General features: G+C 43.4%; 11 protein-coding genes. All 11 read left to right on the top strand.

Going from position 1 to position 14,708, the window contains the following annotated elements; genetic code table 11:
- Positions 1-50 precede the first annotated feature (50 nt).
- The 11 genes from ABE547_RS07315 (at position 51) to ABE547_RS07265 (ending at position 14,706) form a co-directional block, all read left to right on the top strand.
- Positions 51-3,233, top strand: coding sequence for a transglutaminase domain-containing protein (locus ABE547_RS07315; protein WP_347378154.1), 3,183 nt, complete (start codon positions 51-53; stop codon positions 3,231-3,233).
- Between the two features lie 531 nt (positions 3,234-3,764).
- A complete protein-coding gene (locus ABE547_RS07310; protein ID WP_347378153.1) occupies positions 3,765-5,996 on the top strand; it encodes an MBL fold metallo-hydrolase in 2,232 nt (743 codons plus the stop codon).
- Between the two features lie 36 nt (positions 5,997-6,032).
- The gene (locus tag ABE547_RS07305) at positions 6,033-7,664 is read left to right on the top strand and encodes a GH25 family lysozyme (RefSeq protein WP_347378152.1); all 1,632 of its coding nucleotides are present in this window, start codon (positions 6,033-6,035) and stop codon (positions 7,662-7,664) included.
- Positions 7,665-7,695: 31 nt separating this feature from the next.
- Complete coding sequence (locus tag ABE547_RS07300) at positions 7,696-8,934, top strand: hypothetical protein (protein ID WP_347378151.1); 1,239 nt, start codon at positions 7,696-7,698, stop codon at positions 8,932-8,934.
- Positions 8,935-9,091: 157 nt separating this feature from the next.
- Positions 9,092-9,943, top strand: a complete 852-nt coding sequence (locus ABE547_RS07295) for a LicD family protein (protein WP_347378150.1) — start codon at positions 9,092-9,094, stop codon at positions 9,941-9,943.
- Positions 9,940-10,335: a glycerol-3-phosphate cytidylyltransferase gene (gene tagD / locus ABE547_RS07290; protein ID WP_235247896.1), complete on the top strand. Its 396-nt coding sequence runs from the start codon at positions 9,940-9,942 to the stop codon at positions 10,333-10,335. The genes ABE547_RS07295 and tagD overlap by 4 nt, the downstream gene beginning before the upstream one ends.
- Before the next feature lie 21 nt (positions 10,336-10,356).
- The gene (locus ABE547_RS07285; protein ID WP_347378149.1) at positions 10,357-11,604 is read left to right on the top strand and encodes a lipopolysaccharide biosynthesis protein; all 1,248 of its coding nucleotides are present in this window, start codon (positions 10,357-10,359) and stop codon (positions 11,602-11,604) included.
- Complete coding sequence (locus ABE547_RS07280; protein WP_347378148.1) at positions 11,597-12,775, top strand: glycosyltransferase family 4 protein; 1,179 nt, start codon at positions 11,597-11,599, stop codon at positions 12,773-12,775. The genes ABE547_RS07285 and ABE547_RS07280 overlap by 8 nt, the downstream gene beginning before the upstream one ends.
- Before the next feature lie 4 nt (positions 12,776-12,779).
- Entirely contained in the window at positions 12,780-13,652 is an 873-nt protein-coding gene (locus ABE547_RS07275) for a LicD family protein (protein WP_347378147.1), read from the top strand.
- A complete protein-coding gene (locus ABE547_RS07270) occupies positions 13,652-14,344 on the top strand; it encodes a glycosyltransferase family 2 protein (RefSeq protein WP_347378146.1) in 693 nt (230 codons plus the stop codon). Before ABE547_RS07275 ends, ABE547_RS07270 begins: the two co-directional genes overlap by 1 nt.
- A gap of 11 nt (positions 14,345-14,355) precedes the next feature.
- Complete coding sequence (locus ABE547_RS07265) at positions 14,356-14,706, top strand: DUF2304 domain-containing protein (RefSeq protein WP_347378145.1); 351 nt, start codon at positions 14,356-14,358, stop codon at positions 14,704-14,706.
- Positions 14,707-14,708: the final 2 nt, after the last annotated feature.

Genomic DNA, 14,708 nt, shown 5'->3' with positions numbered 1-14,708 from the left:
AGATGTTATAATAAAAGCGGTGTAATAAAAAGCAGGATGGAGGAATGATCATGAGAAAGAGAGTGTTGGCGCTGCTGCTTGTGGCTGTGATGCTCATATCCGGCAGCTGGTGGGGGATGACAAGACAGTTCGTGGTGCATGCGGCAGAGCCGGATGAATCACAGGCAGGGATTGTAGAGGAGATGTATGTCAACCCCATTTATCAGGATGTGGTCAGTGAAGAGGATCTGACGGCCGTTGCAGAAAATGGAATCGCGACATATGCAGAACCGGAATACGAGACGGATGAAAGTGTCCAGAATATTGCATCTATCATTCGTGAAAATATGATTCAGCGGGAAAGTATCATTACTGTATATTATAAGTCTGAACAGGAATATGATAATACGAAGTTGAAAAGCTGGGTAGAACTGGCAATGGCAGAAACGGAGGATTCGCATGCAGGGGATTATCTCCGCTGGACCTATGCGGGATACAAAGCCAGTATTTCTTATTCTTCCTCTCAGGGGATGTGGTACTATACATATACGATTAACATGACGTATTATACGACTGCAGAGCAGGAAGCGGAATTGGATGCAGCACTGACATCGCTTCTGGCAGAACTTGGAGTCAGGGATGCCGGTATGGCGGATTATGACAAAGTAAAAAAGATCTACGACTATATCTGCAGCAATGTTACCTATGATTATGACAATCTGGATGATGATACATATAAGCTGAAATATACCGCATATGCGGCACTGATTCATAAGACGGCAGTCTGCCAGGGATATGCGGCTCTGGTCTACCGGATGATGGAAGATGCAGGGGTGGATACACGACTGGTCTCCGGCACCGGAGGCGGGGGAGCGCATGGATGGAATATTGTGAAACTGGGCTCCAGATATTATTATCTGGATTCTACCTGGGATGCGGGCAATAAAACTTACCGTTATTTTTTGAAAGGAACCTCTGATTTTAGTGGACACACACCGGAGAGTGCATTTTTAAGTTCCTATGCGCTTGCGGATACGGCCTATGCAGTAACCGGAATGACACTGGACAGAACGGCTCTTGAATTACGGACAGGAGATATCGATACGTTGGCGGTAGCGATAGAACCGGATGGTTCCGGAGAAGGAGAGAGCATTACATGGAGCAGCAGTAATGAGACGGTGGCTGTCGTAGACGGACAGGGAACCGTGACAGCTGTCGGGGTTGGCCAGGCAGTGATTACGGCCAAAGCCGCCGGAAGACTGGCACAGTGTACAGTAAATGTTACAGAATTACCTGAAGTTACCAGCATAAAAGCAGTACTTACAGAAAACGGGGCAGAAATCACCTGGGGTGCTGTAGACGGGGCAGACAGTTACCACATCAGCGTTGCAGAAGCAATGGAAGACGGGACGCCGGTATGGGGAGATCTGATCGGAACTTCTGCCGAATGCAGTTTCTTGTATTCCTGGGATGATATCAGAAGTGACTGTGAGCCGGAAGTGCTGGAAGGTCATGAATGGGTATTGCGATATTCTGTTGCTGCAGTTTCTGATGGAGAGATCATTGCAAGATCCAGGCTGTATGATCTGACAGTGTCTCATGCATGGAATGAGGAATATACCATAGATCAGGAAGCGACGTGTACCGAAGCCGGAAGCGAAAGCATCCACTGCAGCGTATGTGATGAAGTGAAGGAAAACTCGGCAAGAGAGATTCCGATGAAAGAACACAGCTGGGACAGTGGAAAGGTGACTACGGAAGCGACGTGTACGGCGGACGGCGAAAAGACCTATACCTGTACAGTCTGCAAAAAGACCCGGATAGAAAAGATCGAAGCGACCGGTCATATCTGGAATGAGGAATATACAACAGATCAGGAAGCGACATGTACGGCAGTGGGAAGCGAGAGCATCCACTGCAGCGTGTGTGATGAAGTGAAGGAGAACTCGGCAAGAGAGATTCCGATGAAGGAACACAGCTGGGACAGCGGAAAGGTGACCGAAGAAGCGACGTGTACAGAGGACGGTGAAAAGACCTACACCTGTACGGTCTGCGGAAAGACCCGGACAGAAAAGATCGAAGCGACCGGACATATCTGGAATGAGGAATATACCATAGATCGGGAAGCGACGTGTACCGAAGCCGGAAGCGAAAGTATCCACTGCAGCGTGTGTGATGAAGTGAAGGAGAACTCGGCAAGAGAGATTCCGATGAGGGAACACAGCTGGGACAGCGGAAAGGTGACTACGGAAGCGACGTGTACGGAGGACGGCGAAAAGACTTTCACGTGCAGGGACTGTGGAATCACCAGAACGGAAGCGATTCCTGCAGCGGGACATGCATATGGAGAATGGCAGACGGTAAAGGAAGCAACGACTTCGGAAGAAGGTTGTAAGAAGCGTGTGTGCGGCAAATGTGGCGATGAAGAGTTTCAGAGTATTCCGAAGCTCCCGGGCAGTGAGTGGAAACAGAATTCCAAAGGCTGGTGGTATGAGAATCCGGATGGAACTTATCCGACAAGCTGCTGGATGCAGATTGATGGCAGCTGGTATTACTTCAATGCTTCCGGATATCGCATGGAAGGATGGCAAAAGATTAAAAATATCTGGTACTACTTCGACCCTGAGACTGGAATTATGTATGAAGAGCAGTGGCTGGAACTGGGAGGAAAGAAATATTATCTGAATAGCGGCGGAGCGATGGCAACGGGCTGGCTGGAACTGGAAAAAGGCTGGTATTATCTGAATGGAAGCGGAGTCGGAGTGACCGGCTGGCTCAGTTCGGGAGGGAAGTGGTATTACCTGAGTCCGTTAACGGGGGTCATGTTTGAACATGAATGGCTGGAACTGAACGGAAAGAACTACTATCTGGAGAGCGACGGAGCGATGGCAACGGGCTGGCTCAAACTGGATGATAAGTGGTATTATCTGAACAGCAGCGGTGCGAGATTGAACGGCTGGCAGAAGATCGGAAGTACCTGGTATTACTTTGAACCGTCCACAGGCATTATGCTCGAACAAGAATGGCTGGAAGATACGTATTATCTGAAGAGTGGCGGAGCAATGGCAACAGGCTGGCAGAAAATCGGTGAAGATTATTATTACTTTACTTCCGGTGGAAAAAAAGTGACCGGTAAATGGGTTGGCAATTACTATCTGCTTGAAGATGGTGTCATGGCAACAAAACAATGGGTTGACCAGGGAAGATATTATGTGGATGAATCCGGAAAATGGGTTCCTGGTATGACACCGTAAAAAATATAGGATGTGTTTAGGGACTGTAAGATAAGCCTATTATCAGGCTCTCCAGAACCGACAATGTCGGTTCTGGAGAGCCTTCGTTTTTGAGATTCTGATGGAATTTTCTTTTTTCATACATAGAATTGATATCGGATATTTTGATGGTAAATTTCAAGAAAAATTTCATGTATAAATTGGAGGATTGATATCCTGATGGTAAATCCCAAGAAAATAGTCATGTATAAACAGGAGGACTAATGTCCTGATGGTAAATCCCGGAAAAAATTTCATGTATAGACTTGATATTTGATTTTTTGATGGTTCTTCTCACAAAGCCTGGTTTTGATCAAGGTCAAAACCAGGTCGGATTCTTTTGAACGGCTAAGGTTTTTCAGTTCGGAAAAGATTCTGCAGTCCGTAACATAGATCTTAAAAGGTTAGATTTTTGAAATGAAATATTACTTTTTCGCACTGTCTTGCTTGAATAATTTCTGTTTTTTTGCAATAATACAGGCTAGAATATAATGAGATAAAAGAGGTATTTTTATGAATTGTAGAAAGCGATATGTGCTTTTGATGATGGCAATTCTTTTTCTGTGTAATTCCAGGCAAGTGGAAGCTGCCGGAGGGGAGACCCGGATTCATTTTATATCCCTGGACAGTGCTACGGATGCCATATTGTTGGAAAGTAACGGACATTATGGGATGGTAGACTCCGGTGAGGACTGGGACTATCCGGATGGCACAGATTATCCGCTTCGTTATGGCGTGACGACAAATTGTGGATATGAGCAGCAAGTGATTCATTATCTGGAGCAGCTGGGAGTAAAGAAGCTGGATTTTTATATTGCTACACATGCTCACAGTGACCATATCGGATCCGGAGATGAGATACTCCGGCATTTTCCGACGGACCGGTTATATATAGGAAGATATGATGACTCTTATATGCTGGATGCACATGGGCGAGATAAAAATGATCCCTACTATGTATCGGATGCAAAGGAGTATCGTCTGTGGGATAATCAATATGTATATGATCGTCTGATTCAGGCCGCAAAAGAGACCGGTACAGAGATCATTACAGACCTGGATCTGGAGGAGCATGCGGATGAACGTTCCTTTACCATGGGTGATATGTCAATTGATATCATGAATTATGAGAGACTTCGCGATGAAGAAGGTAATATTGTTCCGGTATCCAGTGAGAATCTTAACAGTCTGGTTGTAAAAGTGGAAGCTTATGGAAGGGTTGCGTTGCTGACTTCAGATCTGGAACCGACGGACGGTGACAGTATTAAGATTGCACTTCAGTTGATCGATGAGTTGGAAGACACCAATTCGAATCAGGATCCGGTTCCGGATATAGAAGAGAATGGAACCGAGGAGCAGCCGGATGATGATATAAAGGATAATCCGGATGATCGTTCTGATCAGGCAGAGGAGATGATGGAAGGCTATAAAGAAGAACTGTTGGAGGATATTTTTGCACTGCAGGGAATCAATGATATGATCAATGAGGCATGGCCGAACACAGGAACCACAATTACATTGGATTTGATGAAAATGTGCCACCATGCGATAGACTATAATAATACTACGTATTTCCTGACTTCTCTGAATCCGGAAACCGTGGTGGTTACCAACGGCATAGACAGTATCAGTATACGTGAAAGATCCTGTCTTCCGGATGCGCAGATGTATGCGACCAATTCTGATTCTGCTTCGGTCATTGCCACGTTTACAGCAGAGGGAATACAGACAGAATATACAGAATTGACACCGGGATGGCAGCGAATCGATGGTACCTGGTATTATTTTGATAAGAATGGCCGGACGCTTCCACAGGGAGCGCATGAGGCAGACGGCAGATGGTTTTATTTTGACCGGTATGGAGGACTGAGCCAGACCGGATGGATCCAGGAGAACGATAACTGGTATTATGCGGAACCTTATACCAGAAGACTTTGCATCGGCTGGAAGACATTGAACGGCAAAAGATACTATTTTGATGAGTCTGGAGTCATGCAGAAAAATATGATGATGGAAGGGGTATATCTGGGAGAAGACGGTGCTGTGATACCGGGATATATTCCATCCGGCTGGGTGAGAAATGAAGGACATTGGAGCTACTATACAGCGGATGGAACACTGAGTGTAAGCTGCTGGAAATATCTGAGCCGGCACTGGTATTATTTTGATGAGAATGGCTGGATGGTGACCGGCTGGCAGAAGATCGGTGGTAAGTGGTATTATATGTATGACAGTGGTATCATGGCTTCCGGCACATGGATCGGAAACAGCTACGTAGATGCCTCCGGGGTCTGGATACCGAATGCGGCGAAGAACGAATGGCTGTTATCCGGTGGCAGATGGTGGTATCGGCATGGAGATGGGAGCTATACCAGATCCGGCTGGGAATCCATTGACGGAAAGTATTATTATTTTGATTCAGAAGGCTGGATGGTGACTGGCTGGCAGAAAAGCAATGGCTTCTGGTATTATCTGCTGGAATCCGGGGAGATGTATTGCAACGGTTGGAAGATGATTAATCAATGCTGGTATTATTTTGATGAGTCCGGAAGGATGATGACCGGATGGTTTCCGTGGAATGGGAAGACGTATTACTTTCAGAAGAACGGGGCGATGGCAAAAGACTGGAACTATATCGACGGAAACTATTATTACTTTTATTCGGACGGAGTGATGGCATATGATGTGTGGATTAATGGATTTTATCTGGATGTATCAGGCGCATGGAATCCGGATAAAGCATAGTGACACATTTTATTTCCAGAAAAGAAAGGGGTAATCATGAAGAACGTAAAGCGGATAATATGGAAAACTCTTGGCGGTCTTTTTTTCTGTTTCTTTTTGATGGGAGCTGTTACATTGAGGGTAAATGCACAGATGGAAACGCAGACGGCGGGATCGTCTCTGGGAAAAGAGGTTGAGGATACAGACGGAAAAGTGGCAGCAGATGCAGGGAAGGCAAGATCCCTGGCAGGCTGGAAAGAAAATGAAACGGGAAAGTGGTATGAGTATAGTGACGGCAGTTATCCGGTCAGTTCATGGAGAAAAATAGATGGTCTGTGGTATTATTTTGATGCAAATGGATATCTGGTAGAGGATAACAGCCATGAAGAGGGAACCATCAAGGGGATTGATGTATCACAGTGGCAGGGAGACATCAATTGGCAGGCTGTAAAGAATGATGGGATAGAATATGCCTTTATCCGGCTTGGATATGGAAGTCAGAAACTGGATACTTATTATCAGAAGAATATGAAAAATGCGAATCAGGTCGGGCTTCCCGTCGGAGTCTATTATTACAGTATGGCAAAGAGTGAGAGTCAGGCGATTCTGGATGCACAATTCGTAATTAAAAATCTGTCCGGATATACGGTGTCATATCCGGTCGTGATTGATCTTGAAGATTCTTCACAGATCGGACTCGGTAAGACGCAGATCGGAAAGATTGCGAAAGCATTCTGTGATGAGATCCGTCTGGCAGGATATACGCCGATGCTCTATTGTAACGAATACTGGTATACGAGCTGTATCGACGTGAGTCAGATACCGAATGTGGCACTGTGGATTGCAAGATACAGCTATACATATAATGATTCGATTTCCAGAGATATCTGGCAATGCTGCAATACAGGACGTGTGAATGGTATCTATGGCAATGTGGATATTAATTTTGGGTATGTAGATTATACCGATGTGATCACTCCGAGAAGCGAGGCGGCATCCGGATATTATTATCGGACCGGTACCTGGAAAGAAGACGGAACCGGCTGGTGGTACCAGTATCTGAAAGGCGGATATCCAGCAAATAAATGGGAAAAAATCGGAGGAAAATGGTATTGGTTTGACAGCCGGGGATACATGGTCACGGGCTGGATCAAGCAAAATGGAATCTGGTATTATCTGTCAGAAAATGGTATGATGGCTACTGGATGGAAACAGATCGACGAAATCTGGTATTACTTTAATAGTTCCGGAACGATGGTAACCGGCTGGATTAAGTCGTCCGATAAATGGTACTATCTGGGAGCTGATGGAGCGATGGTCACGGGCTGGATCAAGTCGTTCGGCAAATGGTACTATCTGGGAACTGACGGAGCAATGGTCACGGGTTGGAATCCGGTAGACGGGATTACATATTATTGCGATGAAAACGGAGCAATGGTTACTGGATGGAAACAGATCGACGAAATCTGGTATTACTTTAATAGTTCCGGAGCGATGGTCACGGGCTGGATCAGACTGTACGGTATCTGGTATTATCTGGATATAGACGGTAAGATGATGACCGGCTGGCTGACTCTGGATGATGGTACCTATTATCTGTATGACGATGGAGCGATGGCAACCGGTGTCCAGACAATAGACGGAGTATCTTATGAATTTGGAACAGATGGAAGATGTCAAAACAGATAGGATGACGGAATCATCAAGAAGGGGAACGTATATGGCAGGGAAGAAGATTTGTAAAAAAGTGAGAAGTATGATGGCAGCTGTATTAGCGACTGCGCTGATTCCAATGACTGTTTCTGCGGAAAATGTACAGGATACTTTGGCAAAACAGGAGATGGAGACAGCGATAGAAACTGCAGGAGAGATCGTGGAAGAGATACAGATTCCGGAGATGCTGCAAAGTGTGACAGTGAATGGACGCTGGGTACAATCCGGCGGTTACTGGTATTTCCTTCAGACAAACGGACAATATGTGAAGAACAGCACATTGACGATCGGTGGCTCTACTTATTATTTTGATGCAAATGGAAGAATGAAGACAGGATGGTACAACGCGGGCGGAGATATCTGGTATTATTTTAGCAGTTCCGGGGCAATGGTTACCGGCTGGAAGAAGATTGACGGCAAATGGTACTACTTTCACGAGGCAGACAGCGTGGAATCCGGAAAAGGCTTCATGTACAGCGGAAAGATCTTCAGTGAGACTGAAGGAATTGCAGAGATTGCAGATGTGCTTTACCGGTTTGATTCAAAGGGATCTCTTTATGTAGGATGGTATACATACAATGGACTCAGCATGTATTTTTCTGTCAATGGTGCAGTAGATTCCGGGTGGGTGGCCATTAGCGGAACGTATTATTACTTTAAAGACGGAAATGTACAGAAAACCGGGTTCACACCAATTGGTGATAAGGTTTATTTCCTGGATCTGTCCACAGGAGCAATGGTGACCGGCTGGCTGTCGCTTGGTGGTTCCTGGTATTATTTCTCGGGAAACGGAGCGATGGTAACAGAGTGGAATAAGATTGGCGGTAAATGGTATTATCTGGATCCATCTACCGGAATTATGGTGACAGGCTGGCTGCCGGAAGGAGGACATACTTATTATCTGAATCCGTCCAGTGGAGCAATGCTGACGGGCTGGCAGAAGATTGATGATGAGTGGTATTATTTTAATGGAAGCGGATATCTTCAGACGGGCTGGCAGAAAGTAAATAACGTATGGTACTTCCTGGATGCCGAAACTGGAGTCATGGTGACAGGCTGGTCAACGGATGAAAAAGGGAATACCTATTATCTGAATCCATCCAGTGGAGCAATGCTGACGGGCTGGCAGAAAATAGAAGGCTATGATTATTACTTTAATGCCAGCGGAGTCTTGCAGAAAGATACCTGGATTGGCAATTATTATGTGGATGAATCCGGCAGATGGATTCCGGGAAAAACAAAATAAAGGAACATTACAGGACTGCTGCATAATCATTTGTGATCATGCAGCAGATTTTTTGGCATAATCTGGGGACTGTTATCTGATATGAGGAGTAGATTTTATTGCACAATTATGATACAATAACTTAGTATGCATAAATGTATGCAGAAAGGAAGTTATTATGGGATACAAACAGTATGATCCGGCAGTTCTGAAAAGGATTCAGGAAGAAGAACTGGGAATTTTAAAGGAATTCGTAAGAATCTGTAATAAATATGATATTCAGTATTTTGCAGTATTTGGAACAAATATCGGAGTTGTCCGTCATCATGGGTTTATTCCGTGGGATGATGATATGGATTTTGGAATGCTCAGAGAAGAATATGAGAAGTTCTTAAAGGTTGCTCCGAAAGAAATAGAGGGACGCTATGAGATTGCAGGTCCGGACCGTCCGGAAAAGTTTTACAATTTTGTCAGCAAGTTTTATAAAAAAGGAACACGGTTTGCAACAATCTATGATCATGGCAACTTTAATATGGGGATCAATATAGATATTTTTGTCTTTGACGGTCTTGCAGAAGATGCGAAAGAGAGGAAGAAACAGATCAGGCGTTCCATGATGCTTCGGAGTATCTATATGATGAAGAATGTTAACTTTTATGTGAGTACGGTACATAAAAAAGGGAAACTTTTCAAGCGTCTCACATGTGGAGCATTGCATTATCTGTTAAAGCTGCTTCCGATTTCGAATGAATATCTCTGCAGAAAATGGAAAGAAAATGCAACGCGCTACAACGGAAAGTCATCTGTGGTGACACAGTTTAATGATACCATGATCGAGGAGAGCGCAGTCAGTCTGAGTGAACTGGAGAATCTGGTTGAGCTTCCGTTTGAAGATATTATGGTAAAAGTACCGGCGAATTACGACCAGATTCTGCGGGCGATGTATGGGGATTATATGCAGCTTCCACCGCCGGAGAAGCGCCAGAACCATTATCCGTATATTTTAAAGTTTGAGGAGGATGAATCATGAAACGAGTAATTACTTATGGAACATTTGATCTGCTTCATTATGGACATATTAATCTGCTTCGCAGAGCCAAACAGTATGGGGATTATCTGATTGTTGCTCTGTCTACGGATGAATTTAACTGGAATGAAAAACAGAAAAAATGCTATTTTACCTACGAAGAGAGAAAGAAACTGCTGGAAGCAATCCGTTATGTAGATCTGGTTATTCCGGAAGAAGGATGGGAGCAGAAAGTAACGGATGTTAAAGAGTATCATGTGGATACTTTTGTGATGGGAGATGACTGGGAAGGCAAGTTTGATTTCTTAAAAGAACAGTGTGAGGTTGTCTATCTTCCGCGAACTCCGGAGATTTCTACAACTCAGATCAAGAAAGATCTGAAGGTATCAAAGTAAGAAGGGGCAGTGGAGGAGTTCATGGGATTTAAAAGTGAGACAAGCAGCCGTTCAAAATTTGTATGGAATATGATCGGAAGTATGTGCAATGCACTTTCTTCTTTTGTATTGCTGACTGCAGTCACAAGAATTAATGGAGCTTCGGATGCCGGTCTGTTTTCTCTGGCTTTTTCGACGGCTCAGCTTTTGACAACGATCAGTTGTTTTGAAACCAGGGCAATTCAGGCAACAGATGTAAAAGAAGAGTATAAGTTTAAGGTTTACTTTACATTTCGTGTATGTACCTGTATCTGTATGATGCTGGCGGCAGTTGGTTTTATCTGGTTTCATCATTATACCGGGGCGGATGCTGTGATTATCTTTTTCATCTGTCTGTATAAAGCGATTGATGGTATCTCTGATTCCTATCAGGGAATGTTTCAGCAAAAAGGAAGGATCGATCTTTCCGGACAGGCTCTGGGAATACGTGTAATCTTAAGCACCATAGGATTTATTCTGGTACTTTTCGTTACGAATAATCTGGTACTTGCCAGTTTTTCCATGGTGGGGATTTCGATCGTTTTTATCTATTGTTTTGACCGTTCCAGATCTGTACATTTTGATCGTGCCGGACTTTTATGGGACGGACACAGCATGAAAGGACTGTTTCGGGAATGTTTTCCGCTCTTTATCGGAAGCTTTATGATCAATTATGTGGTAAATGCTTCCAAATATTCGATTGAAGCCTATTCGACAAAGGAAATGCAGGCGTATTATGGATTCCTTCTGATGCCGGCTTTTGTGATCAATCTGTTCAGCCTCTTTGCGTTCCGTCCGATGATGACGCCGATGGCAGTTGCATGGAATGACAGAGATATGAAGAGTTTCAACCGGATTATCATTACGTCCTGTGCATGGGCATCATTCCTGACGGTCGGGGGAGTGCTGGGGGCATATCTTCTGGGAATTCCGATCCTGAATCTGGTGTCCGGAGTGGATCTTGGCTCATATAGAACAGAGCTGTGCTTTGTAATGTTCGGCGGTGGTCTGAATGCATTGATCACTATCTTCTATTATGTACTTGCGGTGTTAAGACAACAGAAGATGATTGTGGTCAGTTATGGAGTTGGATTTGCGGGAGCGTTAATATTTACCCCGATTCTTGTGAAACGTATGGATATCACAGGGGCAGTCATAGGATACATTGTTCCGATGCTGCTTGTGGATGTCGTGATGTTTGTTGTAATGCTTTGGTGTATACGGAGAAAGAAGGTGAGTGAACATGAGTAACGGAAAAAAATATTGTATATTCTCGGCCCAGTATCTTCCGCATATGGGAGGTGTGGAGCGTTATACCTATAATCTGGCCAGGCAATTGATAAAGGATGGGAATGAGGTAGTAGTGGTTACTTCTAACATCTATCATCTGCCGGCATGTGAGCGGATGGATGGAATTCTGGTTTACCGTGTTCCTTGTTTTAACTTGCTGGAAGGCAGGTATCCGGTGCTGAAACCAAATAAAGAATTCCGGAAGATTCACAGGAGACTGAAAAGAGAAAAGTTTGATATGTTTTTGGTAAATACCAGATTCTATCCGCATTCGTTATATGGAATGATTTTAGCAAAGAGCAAAAAATGTCCTTGTATAACGGTGGAACACGGAACCAGCCATCTTTCAGTGCACAGTCGCTTCTGGGATACCGTGGGTGGTGTATTTGAGCATATGTTGACAAGGGTTGACCGATTGTTTTGCAAGAATTATTATGGAGTATCAGAGGCCTGTAATCAGTGGCTTCGACATTTTCATATCCAGGCAAGAGGGGTAGTATATAATTCGATCGATCTGGAAGAGATTCAGACGATCAGGGACAATGCGGTTCCTGTTTTTCGTGCAAAATATCATATCCCGGAGGATGCGATTGTAATTACATTTACCGGAAGACTTCTGGAGGAAAAAGGCTTGCCAAGTCTTTTGAATGTGATGGATGAGATATGTCAAAAAAGAAACGATGTCTATCTTTTTATCGCAGGTGATGGAGATCTGGAAGAAGAAGTGAGAAGAAGAAAAACAGAGCATATTATCCCACTTGGAAGGATTGATTTTGAGAAGGTTGTATCTTTGCTGAATGAGACAGATATTTTCTGTCTTCCGTCTTTTTCGGAAGGATTTTCCACATCTATTCTGGAAGCGGCAGCATGTCAGTGTTATGTTGTCACAACGGCCAGGGGCGGTGCTAAAGAGTTGTTGATCAATGATGCGTATGGAAGTGTGATTCCGGATAATAAAGAGGAAAATCTTCTCCCGGCATTGGAAAGGGCAATTCAAAATCCGGAACATCGAAAAAAAGCAGTGGAACTGACCTATGAGAGGCTGAAGAAATGTTTTACATGGGAGATCGCAGCAAAACAGGTGGAAACGATATGCGAAAAAAGTAATATACAGAAAGTGTGTAAGAGGTAACCAGATGAAAAATGTAGAATATAAGGAATATGAGCCGGAAGTGCTGAAAAAACTACAGAAAGTTCAGACGGAGATATTAGAGGATTATATTAAAGTATGTGAGAAATATAATCTGACATATTTTATGCTTGGCGGTACCGGAATCGGAGTTGTTCGTCATCAGGGCTTTATTCCGTGGGATGATGACATTGATGTCGCAATGCCAAGAGAAGATTATGACAGATTTATGGAGGTGATGGAATCCGAGCTGGGTGACAAATATAAGATTCTCACACCTCTTGTTGATAAAAATTACGCATGTAATGTTACACATCTGCAGAAAAAGGGAACGAAATTTGTACCATATACATCTCGAAAGATGAAGTGCGATCTATGTATTGACATAGATATTTTTCCGTTGGATCATATGCCGGATGATCCGAAAAAAAGGAAAAAACAGTTGAAAAGAACGTGGATTTTGAATAAACTGATCTTTTTGTGTGGTACACCGACACCGATTATTCCGTTAGAAGGATATAAGAAACAGATTGCGTCTGTGATTTGTGCGATTGCACATTATGGATTGAAAATACTTCATGTTTCACCAAGGTTTTTATATAAATGTCTGATTCGGGAGGCAACAAGATATAATAGTGAACCTTCGAAATATATCAATGCATTTGAAGTTACAATGTCTCATAAAGCATATATTTCAGAAAAAGAGTTGTATCCGCTTAAGAAGATGCCGTTTGAGCATTTGATGGTAAATATGCCGAATGATTATGATACTTATCTGAGACGTTTGTTTGGAGATTATATGCAGGTTCCGCCGCCGGAAAAGAGAGTGAACCACTGTCCGTATATCTTAGAGTTTGGTGATGAAGGAGAAGAAAGGTAATGGAAAAAGAATTACTAATTATTATTCCTGCTTATAACGAAGAAGAAAATATTGAAAATGTAGTTAATTTTATCAGGGAAAAATATTCACAATATGATTATATTGTTGTAAACGATGGGTCCAAAGATCGTACCGCAGAGATATGCCGGGAAAAAGGATATGAGCTTTTGGATCTTCCGGTCAATCTTGGACTGGCGGGCGCGTTTCAGGCAGGTCTTAAGTATGCACATAAACAGAATTATTCTTATGCAATACAGTTTGACGCAGACGGACAGCACAGACCGGAATTTATTGAGCCGATGTTGGAGCGGATAAAGGAAGGTTATGATATTGTGATCGGTTCCAGATTTGTCAATGAACGTAAGAGTGGATCGCTTAGAATGATCGGAAGCAGAATGTTGACAGTTGCGATCAAACTGACGACCGGAGTCAGAATCTCGGATCCGACATCGGGAATGAGGATGTTCTCAAAGCCGATGATTGAAGAATTTGCGAAAAATCTGAATTACGGGCCGGAGCCGGATACAGTGTCATATCTTTTGAAAAACGGAGCAAAAGTATCAGAGGTTCAGGTCAGGATGGAAGAACGACAATTTGGAGAAAGCTATCTGAACTTAACAAGATCGGCATCTTATATGCTGAAGATGATGATTTCGATATTGTTGGTTCAGAACTTTAGAAAAAGAGCATAAGAGGAAATGATATGTCAGGCTTATTAAGAATTTTATTAATTGTCAGTGCAGTATTGATGCTGTTGTTTATGCTGCGCAAGATAAGACAGTCAAAATTAAAAATTGAATACACGGTATTTTGGATTTTATTTGCAAGTATTTTAACTATTATGGGGATTTTCCCGAAAGTATTTTATAAAATATCTGATTTTATCGGATTCCAGTCGCCAATCAGCATGGTTTTTCTGGTTGTCATATTTGTACTGATCATTCGGATGTTTTTTATGACGATTCAGATATCACAGCTGGAGAATAAGATCGATAATCTGGTTCAGCAGATCGCGATCGATCGAAAAACAGATCAGGATAGGGATGAAGAATAATT

This window comes from Dorea sp. YH-dor226 (assembly GCF_039832105.1).
In the GTDB taxonomy this organism is placed as follows: domain Bacteria; phylum Bacillota; class Clostridia; order Lachnospirales; family Lachnospiraceae; genus Dorea_A.
This window is presented reverse-complemented; position numbering and strand designations above follow the sequence as displayed.